Annotated in this window: 20 protein-coding genes and 1 pseudogene; 18 read left to right on the forward strand and 3 right to left on the reverse strand. The window is 57.7% G+C overall.

What is annotated here, in order from left to right; translation table 11 throughout:
• The 4 genes from DOM54_RS19210 to traD are packed head-to-tail and all read left to right on the forward strand — an operon-like array spanning position 1 to position 2746.
• Positions 1–573, forward strand: a complete 573-nt coding sequence (locus DOM54_RS19210; protein ID WP_110717872.1) for an integrating conjugative element protein — start codon at positions 1–3, stop codon at positions 571–573.
• Positions 570–1400 (forward strand): P-loop NTPase family protein, encoded by an 831-nt coding sequence (locus DOM54_RS20660; RefSeq protein WP_476748604.1) that lies wholly within the window; start codon positions 570–572, stop codon positions 1398–1400. The genes DOM54_RS19210 and DOM54_RS20660 overlap by 4 nt, the downstream gene beginning before the upstream one ends.
• A complete protein-coding gene (locus tag DOM54_RS20665) occupies positions 1397–1558 on the forward strand; it encodes a hypothetical protein (RefSeq protein ID WP_425517762.1) in 162 nt (53 codons plus the stop codon). The genes DOM54_RS20660 and DOM54_RS20665 overlap by 4 nt, the downstream gene beginning before the upstream one ends.
• Before the next feature lie 12 nt (positions 1559–1570).
• Entirely contained in the window at positions 1571–2746 is a 1176-nt protein-coding gene (traD, locus tag DOM54_RS20670) for a conjugative transfer system coupling protein TraD (protein ID WP_425517763.1), read from the forward strand.
• Positions 2747–2774: 28 nt separating this feature from the next.
• Here the strand turns inward: traD and DOM54_RS19220 are convergent.
• Positions 2775–2897, reverse strand: a pseudogene (locus DOM54_RS19220) (transposase); the annotation flags it as partial.
• Between the two features lie 460 nt (positions 2898–3357).
• Here DOM54_RS19220 and DOM54_RS19225 point away from each other — a divergent pair.
• From DOM54_RS19225 to DOM54_RS19255, 7 genes are all read left to right on the forward strand, one after another.
• Entirely contained in the window at positions 3358–3885 is a 528-nt protein-coding gene (locus tag DOM54_RS19225; RefSeq protein ID WP_110717873.1) for a TRAP transporter small permease, read from the forward strand.
• A complete protein-coding gene (locus DOM54_RS19230; protein ID WP_110717874.1) occupies positions 3882–5165 on the forward strand; it encodes a TRAP transporter large permease subunit in 1284 nt (427 codons plus the stop codon). The genes DOM54_RS19225 and DOM54_RS19230 overlap by 4 nt, the downstream gene beginning before the upstream one ends.
• Positions 5166–5200: 35 nt before the next feature.
• Positions 5201–6196: a DctP family TRAP transporter solute-binding subunit gene (locus DOM54_RS19235; protein WP_110717875.1), complete on the forward strand. Its 996-nt coding sequence runs from the start codon at positions 5201–5203 to the stop codon at positions 6194–6196.
• Positions 6197–6221: 25 nt separating this feature from the next.
• Entirely contained in the window at positions 6222–7046 is an 825-nt protein-coding gene (locus tag DOM54_RS19240; RefSeq protein ID WP_110717876.1) for a carbon-nitrogen hydrolase family protein, read from the forward strand.
• 3 nt (positions 7047–7049) lie between these two features.
• A complete protein-coding gene (locus DOM54_RS19245) occupies positions 7050–7847 on the forward strand; it encodes an HpcH/HpaI aldolase family protein (RefSeq protein WP_110717877.1) in 798 nt (265 codons plus the stop codon).
• Entirely contained in the window at positions 7840–8535 is a 696-nt protein-coding gene (locus DOM54_RS19250; protein WP_110717878.1) for an RraA family protein, read from the forward strand. The genes DOM54_RS19245 and DOM54_RS19250 overlap by 8 nt, the downstream gene beginning before the upstream one ends.
• Positions 8536–8679: 144 nt before the next feature.
• A complete protein-coding gene (locus DOM54_RS19255) occupies positions 8680–9387 on the forward strand; it encodes a FadR/GntR family transcriptional regulator (RefSeq protein WP_110717879.1) in 708 nt (235 codons plus the stop codon).
• 434 nt (positions 9388–9821) lie between these two features.
• On the opposite strand, the gene folE2 is transcribed toward DOM54_RS19255, so the two are convergent.
• Together folE2 and DOM54_RS19270 are read right to left on the reverse strand one after the other, a co-directional pair.
• A complete protein-coding gene (folE2, locus tag DOM54_RS19265) occupies positions 9822–10736 on the reverse strand; it encodes a GTP cyclohydrolase FolE2 (RefSeq protein WP_110717901.1) in 915 nt (304 codons plus the stop codon).
• Between the two features lie 216 nt (positions 10737–10952).
• Positions 10953–11837, reverse strand: a complete 885-nt coding sequence (locus DOM54_RS19270) for a LysR family transcriptional regulator (protein ID WP_240613975.1) — start codon at positions 11835–11837, stop codon at positions 10953–10955.
• Positions 11838–11985: 148 nt separating this feature from the next.
• Between DOM54_RS19270 and DOM54_RS19275 the strand changes: the two genes are divergently transcribed.
• The 7 genes from DOM54_RS19275 to DOM54_RS19305 all read left to right on the forward strand — a co-directional run bounded on the left by DOM54_RS19275 (position 11986) and on the right by DOM54_RS19305 (position 18775).
• Positions 11986–12726 carry an SDR family oxidoreductase gene (locus DOM54_RS19275; protein WP_110717882.1) on the forward strand — a complete coding sequence of 247 codons (741 nt, stop codon included), beginning with the start codon at positions 11986–11988 and terminating at the stop codon, positions 12724–12726.
• 17 nt (positions 12727–12743) lie between these two features.
• Positions 12744–13664 carry an SDR family oxidoreductase gene (locus DOM54_RS19280; RefSeq protein WP_110717883.1) on the forward strand — a complete coding sequence of 307 codons (921 nt, stop codon included), beginning with the start codon at positions 12744–12746 and terminating at the stop codon, positions 13662–13664.
• A gap of 68 nt (positions 13665–13732) precedes the next feature.
• Positions 13733–13951, forward strand: coding sequence for a tautomerase family protein (locus DOM54_RS19285; RefSeq protein ID WP_110717884.1), 219 nt, complete (start codon positions 13733–13735; stop codon positions 13949–13951).
• A gap of 411 nt (positions 13952–14362) precedes the next feature.
• Entirely contained in the window at positions 14363–14869 is a 507-nt protein-coding gene (locus DOM54_RS19290) for a DoxX family protein (protein WP_206019156.1), read from the forward strand.
• A gap of 142 nt (positions 14870–15011) precedes the next feature.
• Positions 15012–15587: a (2Fe-2S)-binding protein gene (locus tag DOM54_RS19295; protein ID WP_240613976.1), complete on the forward strand. Its 576-nt coding sequence runs from the start codon at positions 15012–15014 to the stop codon at positions 15585–15587.
• A gap of 3 nt (positions 15588–15590) precedes the next feature.
• Positions 15591–16595, forward strand: coding sequence for an FAD binding domain-containing protein (locus DOM54_RS19300; protein WP_110717886.1), 1005 nt, complete (start codon positions 15591–15593; stop codon positions 16593–16595).
• Entirely contained in the window at positions 16592–18775 is a 2184-nt protein-coding gene (locus DOM54_RS19305; protein WP_110717887.1) for a xanthine dehydrogenase family protein molybdopterin-binding subunit, read from the forward strand. The genes DOM54_RS19300 and DOM54_RS19305 overlap by 4 nt, the downstream gene beginning before the upstream one ends.
• The last annotated feature ends 157 nt before the right edge of the window (positions 18776–18932 follow it).

An 18932-nucleotide genomic window follows, 5' to 3' on the forward strand; every position in this document is an offset into this window, starting at 1 on the left:
ATGAAACAATCACGCTGCCTCAGCCTGCTGTCAGTGGGTGCGATAGCGCTGCTGTCGACATCTGCATGGGCTCAGACTTCTGCCAAGCGCCCCCCTGGGTTGCCTCAGCTGACGGTGATCGCCGATCACGGGGGCGAGCCGGCCCGACCTTACTATGTGGCGATCAAGGGCGCCGGGGTCGGTGAGGAGGAAGGCTACTCACCGCAGTTGGGTGGCGAGGCGCGTCCTGCCCGCCCCTTTGGGGAACAGGACATGCTGCCGCTCGAGAGCGAGCAGTTGACGCCTGGCACCGTGACGCCGCGTCAGTTGGACCTACCTGGCGGGTTCACGCCCGTCTTTTTGGTTGGTGATGACGACTTGTCTCGTCAGTGGCTTGCCCAGCGCGGCGATATCCTGCGCAAGATGAACGCGGTGGGGCTGGTGGTTCAGGTATCCAATGAGCCGTCCCTGCAGGCTCTGCGCGATGCAGCCCAGGGGCTCGAGCTTCGCCCCGTTTCCGGTGATGGACTGGCCGAGCGACTTGGCCTTCGACATTACCCCGCGCTGATCAGCCAGCGGGGCATCGAGCAATGAGCAGCAATCACCCCCTCGAATCCCTACTGCGACCCGCCGTCGAGCTGTACACCGTCTGGATCTGCGCCGGCTGCGTCGTCCTGTGCATCTGGGCACCCTGGTCGCTGGCACTGGCGCCCAGTGTCGGCATCACCACGGCAGCGGGCTTTGCCGCGTTCGTCGCCTGGCGCTTTCGTCAGGCATGGGTCGTGCTGCGCTATCGCCGCAACATGCGCCGTCTGCCGCGCTTCGCGTTGCCGGCGCGCAAGGTGCCCTTGAGCCGGCGGAGCTTGTGGCTGGGCAAAGGCTTCAAATGGGATGCCCAGCACACCCAGCGGTTGCATGAAGCGGCTCAGCCGGCTGCCAAGAGCTACGTCCAGCCGAGCCCCTGGTATCAGCGCGCCCGCCGTCTCGAGCAGTCGATGGAGGGCGGAGCGGTCGGCCAACATATCGCCGCGCTGCTGCGCTGGGACTCGATGCTCAATCCGGTGCGGCCGCTACCACCGGTCGGCGGGCGTCCGGCGCTGCATGCCGTCGAGTGGCGAGAGCACGACGTCTGGATGCCGCTCGGTGAGCGGGTGGGGCACACCCTTGTTGAGGGAACGACCCGCGTGGGCAAGACGCGTCTGGCCGAGATTCTGATCACCCAGGACATCCGGCGTGGCGACATCACGATCTGCTTCGATCCCAAGGGGGACGCGGATCTGATGATGCGCATGTACGCCGAGGCCCAGAAGGCTGGACGGGGTGACGAGTTTTACATCTTCCATCTGGGCTGGCCGGACGTCTCGTGCCGCTACAACGCCGTGGGCGCTTTTCGCGCCTATCCGAAGTATCGACCCGCGTGACCGGTCAGCTCTCCGGCGAGGGCAACTCTGCCGCGTTTCGCCAGTTCGCCTGGCGTTTCGTCAACATCGTGGCACGCGCTCGGCATGCCCTGGGTGAGCGGCCGAGCTACGGCCAGATCCTGGCCGATGTGGTGAACATCGATGCGCTGTTGATGTAGTACGTCCAGCAGATGCTGGAGCAGCAGCTTCCAGGGTCGAACCAACAGATCACCGACATCGAGGGGAAGACCAACGACAAGAACACGCCGCGTAACCTGCAGGGTCGCCACAAGCGGGTGGTCGCGATCGTCCAGTACCTGCAACAGCCCGATGTCATCGAATCGTTGAGCGACCCCGTGCTCGATGGCTTGCTCTCTGCGGTGCGCTATGACAAGACCTACTTCGACAAGATCGTGGCGTCGCTTCTACCGCTGCTCGAGAAGCTGACCAGCGGCAAGATCGCCGAGCTGCTCTCGCCGGACTACGACGACATCGAGGACGAGCGTCCGATCATCGATTGGCAGCAGATCATTCGCAAGAAGGGAGTGGTCTACGTTGGGCTCGACGCGCTGAGTGATTTTGAGGTCGCTCAGGCGGTGGGCAATTCGATGTTCGCCGACATCGTGTCGGTCGCCGGTCACATCTACAAATTCGGGTCCGAGGATGGCCTGCCCGGGGAGGGTGGGAGCCAGAAGCTGCCGATCAACCTGCACTGCGACGAATTCAACGAGCTGATGGGCGGCGAGTTCATCCCGTTGATCAACAAAGGGGGCGGCGCCGGCATCCAGGTGACCGCCTATACCCAGACGCTCTCGGACATCGAAGCGCGGATCGGCTCCACGGCGAAGGCCGGCCAGGTGGTGGGCAACTTCAACAATCTGATCATGTTGAGGATGCGCGAGGAGCGCACCGCGCGATTGCTGACCGACCAGCTGGCCAAGGTGAACGTCTCGACCCGGCTGATGGTGTCGATGGCCAGTGACAATGCCGACGTGAATAGCGACCAGGACTTCAGCTCCTCGGCAGGCGACCGCATCGGCACCGAGTCCGTGGAGATGCTGACGCCCAACGATGTCATCAATCTGCCCAAGGGGCAGGCCTTCGCGCTGCTCGAGGGCGGCCAGCTCTGGAAGATCCGCATGCCGCTACCGTTGCCGGACAAGACCGAGGACGTGCCGAGGGACGTGGGTGACATCGCGGGTCGCATGCGCGCCAAATACGCCACGGGCGATCAGTGGTGGACGGGCGTCATGCCGTCGCCGATCCATGTGGATTTCAGCAACCCGCCGAGTCTGCATGAGCCGGTCGAGCGTGATGCCGCCGTGGTGGATGGCGGAGCCGGGGAGGTGAGTCATGGCGAGGGATGAGGCACCGCAAACTCCAGCTAAACGTAGTCCAGTTTTCAGGGAGCAGAGCAGATATGCCGTGCTTGCGACATAGATCGGCACACTTCGCCCCTGCTTCGTGCTCAGCCAGGATGCCGATGATCTGTTCTTCGGTGAATCTCGCGCGTTTCATGGTCCGTCCTCTGGTGAGGTCGGGCCCTAGTTGACGATGGAGGAAAAAACCCGTGGCAGGTCAAAGCTGACCCTGCCCATCGCCGAAGGCGGCTGGCACTGGATTATGCTCCAGCCGGACGGTAAGACGCTCGCTCTGAAAGTCGATGGCTAATACCTGATTAAGAGCATGATATGGACCTGCCGCTATGCGCGTTTTAGCAGCCTAAGGATTTCTCGTTACGTAATTTTTGGTTGGAGATCGCCGAAATTCTTGCCTAAGCAGTCAACGCTGCGACCCGCATCATGTCGCCGTATGGAAGGGGAAAGAAGAAGAGGTGAGCCGAGGATTAGACTAATGTCGAAGTTGTCAGTCATCCGTCAAGACGCTAGATTCATGCCTCATGTGAAGTGGTTAAATAAGTTGAAAATGCTTCCGGTTCGAAGCTGGATATAAACACAATACCAAGAGGCTATATCGCATGACGATGTTAAACGTCGGTCTCAAGTCTATGCGCTACTTTATGATTTTATGTCTAGCCTGCATGGTGCTGCTTGTCTTTGCGAATGTCTTATTACGTTATCTTTTCGATAGCAGTATTTACATTGCGGAGGGAGGGGCATCACTGCTATTTGTTTGGATGACCTTTGTGGGCGCGGCCCTTGTTGTCTATGAACGAGGGTTGATAGCTGTCGACGTTGTTGTCTCTAAACTACCTTCTATTCCAAGAAGTTTATGTGAGATATTAATTAATATTGCGATGTTGGGCGTTTCGGTTATGATTTTCAGAGGAAGCTGGCATCAAACCATTTTGAACCTAAACGTCATTTCCAGTTCAACTCTACTTTCCTCCGCCTTACTCTATGCATCAGGAGTGTTTTTTTCCATTATTAGCGGCGGTATTATGATTGTGAGACTAATTAAGTCGGTGTCGAAGAGCTTTGAGCGAAAATCAGCTCTCCATGAGGGCGACGTAAATCATTATGACCAAGCAAGGAGCTCGAAATGACCGTTTTATTATTTGGGGCGTCTTTGCTAGGCTTCTTGGCGATTGGCACACCGATAGCATATGCGCTGATCATTAGCGGTATCGCTCTGATGTGGCAAATGGGCCTGTTTGACGGTCAAATTATTGCACAAAATATGATTAATGCTGCCAATAGCTTTCCAATGTTGGCGATACCGTTGTTCATACTGGCAGGGGAGGTGATGAATGCAGGAGGGCTTTCTAAGCGCATCATCAAGCTAGCGCAAACACTGGTTGGGCACCGAAAAGGGGGACTTGGCTATGTCGTCATATTTGCTGGCGTATTGCTGTCCAGTCTCTCTGGTTCTGCTCTTGCCGATGCTGCGTCATTAACGGCTCTATTGTTGCCTATGATGATAAGTGCTGGATATCGACAAGGCACATCAGCCGGGTTGGTTGCCTCAGCCTCCATTATTGGCCCTATCATACCACCGAGTATTGGCTTCATTGTCTTTGGCGTTGCTACCAATTTGTCGATCAGTAAACTTTTCCTGGCCGGTATCGTACCTGGCATAATAATAGCGTTGGCTCTTTGCATCGCGTGGAGCATCGTAGCGTATCGTGACGATCTGGAAGTTTCGGCGAGAGCATCATGGTCGGAGAGGGGTAAAGCTTTGGTCGACGGATTTTGGGCACTGATGCTGCCCGTGATCATCTTAGTCGGTCTTCGCTTTGGAATTATGACTCCGACTGAAGCCGCCGCCGTTGCCGCTGTATATTCCGTCTTCGTTTCATGTGTCGTGTACCGCGAGCTTTCACTTTCTCATCTATCGGATCTTGCCTTCAACGCGGCAAAGACCTCAGCGGCCGTCATGTTTCTCGTAGCCGCCGCAGCAATTCCTGCTTGGATGATTTCGATTGCTGACATTCCAGATCAAATCATTAGTTTGATAGAACCAGTTATGGATCATCCCAAACTCCTCGTCGCGGTAGTGGTGCTACTAATCTTGTTGATAGGGACTGCAATGGATCTGACACCAACGATTCTTTTACTCGCGCCCATCCTCGTTCCTGTCGTAACTAATGCTGGGGTAGACCCGATCTACTTCGGAGTCATCTTTATGATAACGGGTGCAGTTGGGCTAATAACACCGCCAGTAGGAACCGTACTCAACGTCGTTTGTTCTGTGGGGAAGTTAGATTTCACGGCGCTGACTCGAGGTGTCACGCCTTTTCTGATTGCCGAGCTCCTCGTATTGGCGCTCATAGTGATGATACCGGAAATAGTTCAAGTTCCGGCAACTTGGCTATCTGGTAAATGAACGTACGTAACATCAACACAAACACAAGGTGATTCATGAAAAAAATTCTTATCGGGCTGATGGTTTTAGGGTTTGCCTTGACTGCACAGGCTCAAGAGTATCGTAGTCATACGATTAAATTCGCTGCTACTGGGCAGGAAGGAACCCCGCCAGTCCAAGGGATGCATATTTTCGCCAAGAAGCTAGAGGATCAGAGTGATGGGAAAATAAAAGTCAGAGTTTTCTCGAACGGCAAGCTCGGAGGTGACGTCCAAGTTCTATCTTCACTTAAAGGTGGGGTCGTGGAGATGATGGTCTGGAATGCGGGTAATATGATCAGCGAGGTTCAGGATTTTGGTATCCTAGACCTGCCGTTTATTTATCAGGACCCCGAAGTGATGGACCAACTTCTTGATGGCGACGTGGGGGAAAAACTAACCGACCAGCTACCTGAGCACAACGTAGTCGGACTCGCTTTCTGGGAGCAAGGATTTCGACTCCTGACAAATGACAAGCGTGAAGTTAAAAGTCTAAAGGACATTTCAGGTCTGAAAGTTCGTGTTCAGCAAAACCCCTTGTTGGTAGACATGTGGGAAGCATTGGGTGCCAACGCAACTCCAATGCCTGTCACGGAACTATATACGGCATTGGAGACAGGTGCTGTCGATGGGCAAGAAACAACAGCGCCTTTTATTTGGGGGTCTAAATATTACGAAGTTCAAAAGTATGTGACCGTGACTCGTCACAATTACAACCCTCAGATCGTGTTGATCGGCAAGCCGTTTTGGGATCAGCTCAATGCTGATGAAAGAGATTTATTGGTTAAAGTAGCAAGAGAAACTGCTAAAGAACAACGGGATATTTCTCGTAAAGCACAGCTGGAGGCGCTAGACAAAATTCGTGATGCAGGAAATGTTGTTACTCAAATATCCGATGAACAGCGCCAAGCAATGCTGGACGCAGAATCTCCAGTTATCAATAAATATGTCGAAACCTTTGATTCTGATTTGGTCGAAGAAGTTTTCGATGCGGTTGGTTATCAATTGAACTGAATTTTAAGATTGGATCGAGGTTTTTATGTTAGTTTCATTCGCACAGTTTTCGCCTAAGCATGGTGATACGAAAGCAACGATAGACCTGGTGGCCGAAAAGGCAAAAGAGGCGGCGAAAGGTGGGGCCCGCCTCATTGCATTTCCCGAGTGCTTTCTAACTGGTGGATCTTTTGATTCAAGAGAGCAGCTAAAAAAATCCGCCGTCGATATTGCACGTGGGGATTTAGACCCTATCGTTCAAGCGTCTAAGAATAGTTTGATATATGTCGTCGTTGGCTTTTACCAAACTATGGGCAACAAGGTTTTTAATACAGCCGCGTTAGTAGGGCCACAGGGCATTATTGGCTTGCATCATAAGATGCACCTACCTTTCATGATAGGCGACCGGTTTACGGATATTCCCGATACTTATCAACCCCCGATTTTTGAGACGGAAATCGGTAAGATCGGCCTCGCCATCTGTTATGAAATTCGCTTTCCTGAAGTGTTTCGGGCCCTGGCTTTGGCTGGAGCAGAGCTCATCGTCCTACCGGCTGCTTGGCCAGAAGCAGCCCGCCTGTTGCCAGACATTTTTAGCAAGGTGCGCGCGGCGGAAAACTTCACATACTTCTTATCATCTAATCGAAATGATCTGGACGACGGCATGGAGTTCATGGGGGCCAGCCATTTGATTGGTCCGGATGGTGCGGAGTTGATCAATGCCGGGAAGGCCGATGGCATCTTTTACTATGAAGTTGATCTTTCTTCCGCGCGCAACAAGTCCATTATTCGTGATCCGGGTGTGTATGAGGTTCACCCTTTTCAGGATCGCCGCCCTCAGGATTACAAGCTGCTGTCAGAGAAGGTGTGATCCATGTATCTGGATAGCTTATTGAATCTCGACAAGGATGTTTTCGGTATAAACGTCTATTCTGCCTCACCCGCCGCGATTGAGATCGCGGCCAATTGGGGGCTAGATTTCGTATTCATCGATACGGAGCACAGCCCCGTAGGTGTCGACTCGGCACTTGAACGACTGATCTTGGCATCGCGAGCGGCCAAAATCGCACCACTGGTCCGCGTCCCAGACAGTAACCCGGTTTTGCTACGCAAAACCGTCGAGATGGGAGCCGAGGGCGTAATCGTGCCTCAGATCCGTTCAGCCGAACAAGTTGCCAGCGTCGTCGATTCCATGAAATTTCCGCCTTTGGGAAGAAGAGGCGGTGACGGTTCCGTCAGGAGTGCTGTCTACGCAAGCCGTGATTTTGGATGGGCCGACTATATCCAGCAGGAGAACCAGCGCTGTAAAGTAATACCAATGGCCGAGAATATCGAATTTTTTGATCAGATCGATGAAATCCTGGCTGTTCCTGGCATCGACGCGATTCATTTTGGCCCCGCAGATTTTGCGTTGTCATATGGATGCGCTGTCGACTATACCATGGATACTTCCTCACTCCGCGATGTGGTAGAGCTATTGGCCGCAAAGTGCAATGAAAGAAAAATAAAAATTATGTTGGGCTGCTTTCCTACTAATCGTACAAAACTGGAAATTTTGCGGCGGTTAGGGGCTTCCATGTTCTTGGTAGGAAACGACATTGCTTTCATTAATCAGGGTCTCGCAAAAATTACCGACGATTTGGAACTGCCGAAGGAATCCAATCATGCGTGATGTTTTTAATAAATTCCGGGGAAAGAGCGCCGAGCGCTTGATCGCTGCGTTGTCTGGCCTTCAGCCGGCTTCACTTGGGCACTATCTTGATGTCGCACTGCCGTATGATATTAAGGCATTGAATAATTTCTGTCGGTGTATTGGCACGGCGCTTACAGTGCATCAGCCGACCTCCGACTCTACACCTGTTCATCTGGCGATCGAGTTGCTACGGCCAGGTGATGTGTTGGTCATAGATAGAGCCGGTAATACTGAGATGGCATGCGTAGGAGAAATGGTTGCGACTGCTGCCCAACTCAAAGGCGCCCAAGGCATCATTGTCAATGGCGTTATCACTGATTTAGAGGAAGTTACCGCACTTGGTATGCCGTTGTACGCAAAAGGCACTACGGTTGTTACGACTCGTGCTTCATACGCCCCCGGCGCACGACTGACATCCGAAATAAAAATTGGTCGTGCGACTGTTAAAACTGGCGATGTGATTTTTGGTGATCTCAATGGTGTTTTGTGCATCGATCCTCTCGAGGATGAAATCTGGAAAATTGTTGAGAAAGCCAAGGCGGATGAAGAGAAAGAAATGGACTGGAAAAATATGCTTAAGGGGGGAGCTTCGCTTGCAGACCTTAATGGAGTAGATCGAGATAGGTTCGAATTAAATGTGTGCTCAATTCCTGAGATGGCTTGGTAGCAAGCCGTTAGGATTAAAAGCAAACGATTTCAAAGAAATCTTCGCACTTTGGGCAGGGAGGCAAGCGCATTGTAGCGATTTTTTGTCCAAAGTAGTATGATGAACTGATGGACGGTATTTAGCTTATCTTATTTTGAGAATGCTATGAAGAAAAATCGCAACAGCTTGTCTTCCTCTGTCGCTCTTGGAATTGCCCAAAAGATTTCATCTGGCGAGTATTCAGTAGGAGATCAATTGCCGGTGGAGTCCCGACTGGTTGAAGCCTATAATGTAAGTCGAAGTGTAGTTAGAGAAGCGGTGGCACTACTTCGTTCTGAAGGACTGGTCATTTCAAGACAAGGTAAAGGCGTTTTTGTTGCCAGCAAAGAGCGCTCAGTTCTTAAAATTAGAGCCGAAAAGCTTGGAGAGATTTCGGAGATCATCGATATTTTAGAGTTACGACTTGGCGTTGAGGTTGAATCTGCTGGCTTAGCTGCAGAACGTCGCGATGAAGTAGCAATTTCTCGTATATTCGATGTCTTGGATAAGGCGCGTGATATCGATGATTTCATGCTTAATCCACGCCAACTTGATTTCGATTTCCACATGGCGATAGCTGTGGCTAGTGGTAATAGTTATATGCCAAAGTTTCTGGATTTTATAGGCCCGGTCATTATCCCACCTAGCCAGCTAATTCACGATTGGCAGCCTAAGCTCTCTCGCGATTATCTGAAAAAAATGTTCGGTGAACATGAAAAAATTGCCCATTCCATCAGAGAGGCTAGTGTCGAGAAAGCACGTGAGGCTATGAGAGTTCATCTCTCCACCAGTTTGGAACGGTATCGAAATCTTTCTAACCCTGGTGTTTTATAACTTGGCCTGTTGTTTGAATATTAGTAGCATTGTTGGAGTGAGCTGATTAGGGGAGTGTTTTTTTTAAACTTAATTGGCGGTTTTTTAGTTTTATTGCTTTGCGCACTAAGCTCTGTCTGAAAAATCGGCGAGCGATGGCCAGACAAGGCAAAAATTGACGAAAAAGCGGAGTTTACGAGGTGTAAATGAGCATTTTGAGTCAATTTTTAACGCCGTATGGGCGAGCGCAGGCATTTTTCAGACAGAGCGTAGAGTCTTAAGCGTCACTCTGGTTTCTCCGACAAGCGGCCGCTAGTACGCCTAGGTGGCTTATGACCTGCCGCCGTGGCGCTGGAGGCGGCCTTTCTCACTTGAGGAATTGACGGCCTCGGGACGGCTCGATGGAGAGCGATCGTCGCGTGACGCTCTCCCGACGAGGCGCGAGTCGGCTCGACTCAGCGCGTGGCGAAATTGTGTTCGATCCGTGCAACCGCATCGTGGGCGTGCAGACTCTCGGCATGAGTGATATCGACGCGATAGCCGTCGACACCGGGTTGGTCGTGGCAGCAGTCGCCGAGGCGACGCGCGGCGTCTTCGCAGAACATGAGATTGGCCCCATTGCGCTCGGCGAACGCTTGTTCATCGACCCGCTTGACCAGCGTCTGCACCGGTGTCTGCAGCGCCTGCTCGAAGTCGTCGATACGGGAAGCGAAGTCCAGCGTTGCCGACTCGGCGAGCATGAGGGCAATGCGTGCCCGGCTGCGCTGGCTATGCGGCGTGGGGAAGCTGCCATCCTGCTCGATCCAGCGGGCTAGCGTGTCGGGGACACGCGCGGCGTCCGGATGCTCGTCTGCCCAGGCACGCCAGTCCCGCGCCATGGCGTGACGCGCGAGGGCCGTCGAGCAGGGACAGGTGGATGAATAGTCGAGCGACAGCGTCAGCACCGTGTGCCGATCACCGCGCATGCCGCCGAGCGCGAGCGTGATCGGATAGTGTCGCCAGCCACTGGCGTTGCTCAAGAGCGCCGGTCGACGCAACGGCAGATCGAAATGCAGCGAGAGCTCGAGGCGTTCGCTGATCCCTTCCTGACTGTCGAGCAGCGCAACACCCAGGTCGCGGAAGTTATCGACGCTTAGCGGCGTTTCGTCGAGCCGGTCGAGCAGGCGGTAGAGTCGCGACATGTGAATGCCCCGATGGCCGGCTGCCAGATCCACGCCGACGTCCACGGTGACGGGAAGCCGGGCGCCATCCTCCAACAGCAGGCGAGACGCGATGCCACCCATGCCGACATGTTGCAGCGCGCGAGGCGGATGACTACCCGTCGTGCCGGTCTGTCCGGCGACATCGGGAAGTGGGCGAAGTGAAGTCATGGCCAATGGTTATCTCATGAATGTGTTACATTATAACATACCTTCCGCGGGCGTTGCCGGCAATCTGTCGTGTCTCGAGATTCGGTCTCGATGAGAGAGTCATCCCGCCTCACGCACAAGCGGGGCTCGGTGACACAGGAGGGGATCGGCCCGCACAGGCTGCCGGGGGGATCGACTTCCGCTTCCCTGAAGGTCAAGGGTGAGGAGAGGGGGCGCCTAACCGAGCTGACGCTCGGCGTAGATCGACGTAAGCCAATCCAGGAAGACCTTTACGCGGGGCGAGAGTTGGCGACGCTGGGGGTAGACCACGTAGAGAGGCAAGGTGGGTTTGGGCCAGTCGGGGAGGATCTCCACGAGCTCGCCTGTCTCGAGCTCGGGGGCGACGTGAAAGCGGGGCAGCTGGATCATGCCGCATCCCTGTCGGGCGCATTCGACGTAATTGGCGGCGTCGTTGACCGTGATCCAACCGCTGGCCTCGAACATCTGCGGCTGGCCATCGATGACAACCTCCAGTGTGGCGTCGATGGCGCCGTTGCCTGAGAAAAAGCGAACGACCCGGTGTGACCGTAACGCTTCGGGGTGGTCGAGGTGGCCGGCACTTTCCAGATAGGCCGGGCTGGCGCAAATGACCTGGGACATTTCGGCCAACTTGCGAGCAATCAGGCTCGAGTCGTCCGGGATACCGGCACGTACCGCGCAATCGACCCCTTCTCCGATCAAGTCGACTCGCCGGTCCCCGCTGGTCAGGATCAGGTTCAGCTTGGGTTGAAGCTCATGAAACGCCTGGATGCGAGGCAGTACGATCAATTGCGCATGGGCGCCATGCATCTCGACCCGAAGCACGCCGGAGGGCGTGGTGGAGACCGGTCGCAGGATCGCTTCGGCATCCTCCAGCTCCGCCAGTAAATGCACGCAGCGTTCATGAAACGCCTCGCCTTCCGGCGTCGGGCGGACTTGACGCGTGGTGCGTTCCAACAGTCGAACGCCAAGGCGACTCTCCAACTGTTGGATCGCGAGTGTGGCGGTAGCCCTGGGAATGTCGAGCGCATTGGCCGCCTTGGTAAAACTACCGCTCTCGACGATGCGTACGAAGAGCGTCATGGCATCGAGTTTGTCCATTTTGATTGTTTGTCGGAGGTGAATGGTCTTGTCAATCTAGCTGATTTATTGATCCACGGCGAACATCAATACTGCTCCTGCTCGTATCGTGTGGCAAAAGGCCATACTCACTCGGACAGGAGGAAGACGCATGACGGATATCACCCGAAAGATCGCGCTCGTTACCGGTGCCTCTCGCGGTATCGGTCGCTCGATCGCCTTCAAGCTCGCTGATGACGGTTTCACCGTTGTCGTCAACTACGCCGGTAACGCCTCATCGGCTGCCCAGGTCGTTGCCGACATCGAAGGCAAGGGCGGCCAGGCGCTGGCCGTTCAGGCCGATATCGCCGACCCACAATCCGTCGCCCGGCTGTTCGACAAGACATTGGAGACGTTTGGGCGACTGGATGTGGTGGTCAACAGTGCCGGCATCATGGATCTGGCACCGATCTCGACCGCCAACATCGATCTTTTCGACCGTATGCTGGCAACCAACCTGCGCGGTAGTTGGCTGGTCATGGCGAAAGCCGCGGAGGAACTGCAGGAAGGGGGGCGCATCATCGCGCTTTCCTCGTCAGTGCTAGCGAAATCGTTCCCCGGTTACGGGGCCTACATCGCCAGCAAGGCGGGGGTCGAGGGATTGGTGAAAGTGCTCGCCAATGAACTGCGCGGGCGCAATATCACCGTCAACGCGGTGGCGCCCGGGCCCGTGGCGACCGATCTGTTCCTCGAGGGCAAGAGCGACGAGCAGATCCAGTCCATTGCCGCCATGGCACCGTTGGAACGACTCGCCCAGCCGGAGGACATTGCCGGTGTGGTGGGGTTCCTGGCAGGGCCGAACGGAGGCTGGGTCAATGCCCAGATTCTCCGTGCCAATGGCGGCTTCGCGTGATCGACACGGAGAGGTCAATGATGAGTCAAGTCATCCTGGTGACCGGTGCGTCCAGCGGCTTTGGGCGTCTGATGGCCAACGCGCTCGCCGCTGCCGGCCATGTTGTCTACGCCTCCATGCGTGGGCTCGATGGCAAGAATGCCTCGCGTGCGGAGGAGATCGCGGCCCATGCCGAGCGACACGCGGTCGATCTGCGTGTCATCGAGCTGGATGTCCAGTCAGCGGCTTCCGCCCAGCGCGCCATCGACAGAATCATCGCCGAGCAGGGGCGCATCGACGTGTTGATCCACAACGCTGGCCACATGGTGTGGGGCCCGAGCGAAGCCTTCACGCCCGAGCAGCTCGACGAACTCTACGACGTCAACGTATTGGGCACGCAGCGGGTCAATCGAGCCGTACTTCCCCATATGCGCTCGGCGAGCAGAGGTCTGGTCGTCTGGATCGGCAGTAGCAGCGTGGCTGGCGGTGTTCCGCCCATGCTCGGGCCCTACTTTGCGGCCAAGGCGGGAATGGACGCCCTCGCTGTCAGCTACGCCCGTGAGCTGGCGCCTTTCGGTATCGAGACCTCGATTGTGGTGCCGGGTGCCTACACTCGCGGCACCAATCACTTCGCGCACGCAGGCTCGCCGCTGGACACCCGGCGGGAGCGCGAATACGAGGCGGGTCTACCCGATGGGTTCGGCGACACGATGCGCAAAGCCCTCGCGGATACTGTCCCAGAAGAGGCCGACCCCCAGGCGGTTGCCGATCAAGTGGCCGAGATCGTCGCGACGCCGTTCGGCCAGCGACCGTTTCGCGTGGTCATCGATCCCGCTGACGATGGTTCCGCCGTTTCCTACGGGGTTATCGACCGGATTCGCGAGGAGTTCCTTCGTCGGATCGGCTTTGGCCAGCTGCTGAAACCGAAACGTTTCCAGAAGGGGGGCGTCGTCCTATGAGCTCGGTTGGATCCGCCACTTATCGTGTAGAGAACGCCATTCTTATCTTTAATTGAACAGGAAATATCATGCCATTTGCCAACTATAAGTTCCCGGAGGGCATCGTCGATCATGCCCGCAAGGAAGAAATCATTCACCGTACTACCGAGATGTTCGTCGAATATTTTGGAGAGGACGTTCGACCTTACACCATGGTGCTGGTGGAAGAGGTCGCCGACGGCGGCTGGGGCCGGGCGGATGAAACGCTGACACGGGAGAAGATGGGCTTACCGTCAAAAAGTGCCTGACAGTAAACGGTAGCGGTCGTCGCCGGACTGGCGCCGGATGACGGCATCGGCCCGGCACGGGCGTGGAAATGGGCCCGCTTTCAATGATCTCTTTCGAGGTGGATCCGTGTGCTGGTCACCGCTACGGAAACGAACCGGCGATAAGCGGAATGGGTCGGACCCGAGGGATAGAGTCTCCATCGATATCGCATCATGTGACTGAAGCTACCGAGTGGGGTGGGATGAAAGCGGCGATATTCAATGGTGTGGCTTTCGCTCACGACGGTGCCGAGTTGGCTATTGAAGTGGCCTGATTTTCAATCCAAATCCTGTTGTTATTGATTTCTGAATTCTGAAGTCAGCATGGGCGTAATAGCCTCTGTTTGGCATCGGTGCCATGATCCCGTCGAATCCTAAATCAAGGAGACTCGAATGTCTGACAATTCCCATTTCAGAGGCCGGGCTGGCGCGGGCATGTCATTGTCCGCGGTAATGGCATTCTTACTGGAGCGCAGGTCAAGCAGTCTTCTGTCGGCGACCGGCTACACCGTTCTCCGCATCGTTTTCGGGCTCGTCTTGCTGACCCATGGCTACCCTAAATTACTGGGCCTACCCCATGGCGAGAATCCGGATCCTTTTTCTAGCGCGACCCATTTGATCGAGTCATCGTTCGGTCTGCCGGCCGCGCCTGTCTTTGCCTTCGCGGCGGCGATATTGGAGACCTTCGGTGCGCTGGCCATCGCGTTGGGACTCCATACCCGCCTCATCGCCCTGGCGATAGCCGTCGAGATGGTCTTCATCTGTTATATCCATGCCCCCACCTTCGTATGGATCGATGGGGGATACGAATATCCCCTGATTCTCGGCGTGGTGGCACTTTGTTTCGCCGCAGGTGGACCGGGGGCTTTCTCGCTCCAAAGCGTTCTGAGACGCAGCTAGGTGATGGGTAGCCAAGCCAGAGTGCAGTATTGAAACCCTAGAGGAGGCCGCGGTAATGGACCCTGAATCAAGCCCGCCGGGCTGGAAAGCGCCTTGCCAATCATCGGGCGTGACACGACGTACCGTCATGAAGGTGGGGGCCATGTCAGCCACCATGGTGCCCTTGGGTGTCATGGCCCCCTGGAAGGCCAATGCGCAGCAACCCGACGCGGCCGGGCAACCGGCGCCGGGGCTGGCGGCCGGCAACGTCATCGAGATTTCACCGCGAATCAACGGCACTCGCCGGACGCTGCGGGTGGATGCGCGCACCTCGCTGCTCGATCTGCTGCGCGAGAGGCTGGACCTGGTCGGGGCCAAGAAAGGCTGCGATCACGGCCAGTGCGGTGCCTGTACGGTGCACGTCGACGGGCGCCGGGTCGCTTCCTGCCTGACCCTCGCGGCAAAGACCGATGGCGCGGAAGTGCTGACCATCGAGGGCATTTCCGATGGGCAGACGCTTCATCCCATGCAACAGGCCTTCATCGATCATGACGCGTTGCAGTGCGGCTACTGCACGCCGGGACAGATCATGGCCGCCATCGCCTGTATCGAGGAAGGTCACGCCTCCGATACCGCCACCATTCGCGAATACATGAGCGGCAACATTTGCCGTTGCGGTGCCTACAACGGCATCGTCGCCGCGGTCGAGCAGGTCGCCAAGCACCTGCGGGAGGGCTGAAACATGCGTGCGTTCAGTTACAGCCGCCCCCGGAGTCCGGAAGCCGCCGTGGCCGCCTTCACCGATGCCGGAGAGGGCGCGCGATACATTGCGGGCGGAACGACGCTGTTCGACCTGATGAAGCTCAATGTCGAGCAACCCGCCCATCTCGTGGACGTCTCCCAACTCGACGGAAGCGATCTGATCGAAACCTCCGGCGACAAGCTGCGGTTCGGTGCCGGCGCGCGGATGGCCGATATCGCCGACGACGAGACGATCAACAGAGAGTATCCGCTGCTGGCGGAGAGCCTCTGGCGGGCCGCCTCGCAGCAATTGCGCAACATGGCCAGCGTTGGCGGCAACCTGCTGCAGCGCACCCGCTGCCCCTATTTCCGCAACGGCGCGGGCGGCGTCTATCCCTGCAACAAGCGCGAGCCGGGAGCGGGATGCGCCGCCATCGAGGGGCTGGACCGCGGCCAGGCCATCCTCGGGACCAGCGGCGCTTGTACCGCGGTGTCGCCCGGAGACTGGCCGGTGGCGTTGACCGCGCTCGACGCCGACATCGTCGTGCTCGGGCCGCAGGGCAACCGCACCATTCCGATCGCGGAGTTCTACCTGTTGCCCCAGGACACGCCGGATCGCGAATTCTCGCTGGCGCCCGGCGAACTGATCATCGAGATCCGCGTGCCCAAGACGGCTGCCGGTCGCGCCTCGACCTATCACAAGGTGCGCGACCGGGAATCCTACGCCTTCGCGCTTGCCTCCGCCGCCGTCGCCCTGCGGATAGAGGGTGGCCAGGTCCAGAAGGCCCATATCGCGCTGGGGGGCATCGCCACCAAACCCTGGCGGTCGGAAGCGGCGGAAGCGGTGTTGCGGGGCAAGGCGCCGACCCGGGAGAACGCACTGGCCGCGGGACGTGCCGCGATCGCCGACGCCAGGGCCGGCCGACACAACGGCTTCAAGATCGATCTCGCCACCAACACGATCGCCGATGCGATCACGATCGCTGCAGAAAGGAGCGCATCATGACCCTGTCGCCCAACCCGGATCGTCCACGTGTCGACGCGCGTCAGAAAGTGCTCGGCGAAGCGCTGTTCGCGGCCGACCAGCGGGTCGAGAATCTACTCCACGCCATGACGGTTCCGGCCTCCATCGCCAAGGGCCGGATTCGCGCTATCGACGCATCCGCCGCGCTGAAGGTGCCCGGCGTCGTCAGGGTCATGACCTTCGAAGACTTCGCGGACATCCAGATCACGCCGGCGTCGCGGGGCGCCTACGGGCAGCCGGGGAAAGGCTACCAGCCGATGACCGGTCCCGATATCGTCCACCGTGGCGAGCCGGTCGCGCTGGTACTGGCCGAAACCCTGGAGGCGGCCATCGAGGGCGCCGAATCGGTGTCGGTCGAGTATCACGAGGCGGCGGAGTTCACCGCGCTGATGGAGCAGGGCGGAGCCGAGGAAGCGCCAGAAGTCTTCACCCGCCTTGGCCATGGCGACGCGGAAGGGGCCTTCGCAAGTGCCGCCCACAAGGTCGATGTGACGTATCGGCATCCCCAGCAGCATCACAACCCGATCGAATTGATCTCGACGACGGCGCTCTTCTCGGAGGGCAAGCTGCGCATCTTCGAGGGCACCCAGTGGAGTTCGGCCCTCGCCGGTGGGTTGGCGGGCATGATCGGCCGTGACCCGCAATCGGTTCGCGCCTCCAGCCCCTATGTCGGCGGCGGTTTCGGGCAGAAGAACGGGATACAGGAGCAGAGTGCGCTGGTCGCCCGCGCCGCCACGATCATGGCGCGCCCGGTCAAGCTGGTGATGCCGCGCGGCCAGCTCTTCCACACGGCGTCGTATCGGCCGCGAAGCCTGCATCACGTGCGTCTGGCGGCTGACGCCGGTGGCAAGCTGGCGGCCGGCCTCTACCGAACCGAGCAGCAGAACAGCCGCTATGACGGCTACAACCCGCTGTTCGGCGAAACCCCGCCACGCATGTACGGCTACCCGAACTGGGCGGGCGAGGATCGCGTGATTCGCGTCGACACCCAGACGCCGGGTCACCAGCGCGCTCCCCACGAACATCCGTCCAGTTATGCCACCGAGTGCGCTCTGGACGAACTAGCGCATGACCTGGGCATGGACCCCGTCGAGCTGCGGCTGGCCAACGACACCGACAAGGACCCCATCACCGGCAAGCCGTACTCGTCGCGGCATTTGGCGGCGTGTCTGCAACGCGGCGCCAGGATGATCGACTGGGGCCGCCGAAGACGGGAGCCTGGGAGGCTGCGGGCCGAGAACGGCGACATGATCGGGCTCGGCGTGGCCTGCGGCAGCTACAAGGCGGCGATGAGCCCGGCGATCACGACGCTTCGGCTCCAGGCAAACGGCGCCTGCCGTATTTCGCTGTCGGGTCACGAAATGGGGCAGGGGCTACGCAGCGTGATCGCGGCAGAACTGATCGATGTTCTGGGCGTCGATCCCGCCAAGCTCGACATCAGGGTCGGCGATACCGGTTTTGCCCCGCAAATGCTCACCGCCGGCTCCTGGGGTACCGCCAGCGTGGCGCCCGCGGCGCGGGCTGCCGCGCTCAAGCTGCGTGCCAATCTGGTCGAACTGACCGGGCGTGACGATTTCGAAGGTCCGGCTTACCTGCAACTGGCGAGGACGCGGCGGCCCATGCTGAAGGTCGAGATCGACACCATTCCGCTGGGCGAAAATCCACAGGCGATCGACGATCTGCGCAAGGGGCGGCCGGTCGCCGCGGGCCCCGAGTACACCGACTTCCTGGCCTTCAGCTGGATCGCCCATTTCGCCGAGGTGCATGTCGAGCCCTCGACGGGGCGGGCCCGAGTGCGAAGGTTCGCCAGCGTCATCGATTGCGGTCGGGTGATGAACCGACGGACAACGGAAAGCCAGGTCAAGGGGGGCGTCGTCTGGGCTGTCGGCGCTGCGTTGCGCGAGATCGGTGAGACCGACCCCCGCTACGGCCGGGTCCTCAACAACGATCTCGCCGAGTACCTGGTGCCCGTCAACGCCGATATCGACTGGATCGATGTCGACGTCATCGATGAACCCGACACCCGGTTGAACATATCGGGTGTCAAGGGGGCGGGTGAGGTGGCGATGGTCGGTGCGACCGCAGCGATCGCCAACGCCGTCTTCAACGCCACCGGCAAGCGTATCCGCCACCTTCCGATCAGAATCGAGGACCTGCTTTAGGCGTTGTCTGATAAAGTCGACGAGCGAAGGCCAGACAAGGCAGAAATCGGTGAATTACGGACCGGGCTGGCGCTCCAGCCGATTTTTAACGCCGTATGGGCAAGCGCAGTGCTTTTCAGACATGGCCTGGTGCCTTGTGGAGATCCCTGCCGTGGCG

The organism is Salinicola acroporae, from assembly GCF_003206615.1.
Lineage (GTDB): Bacteria > Pseudomonadota > Gammaproteobacteria > Pseudomonadales > Halomonadaceae > Salinicola > Salinicola acroporae.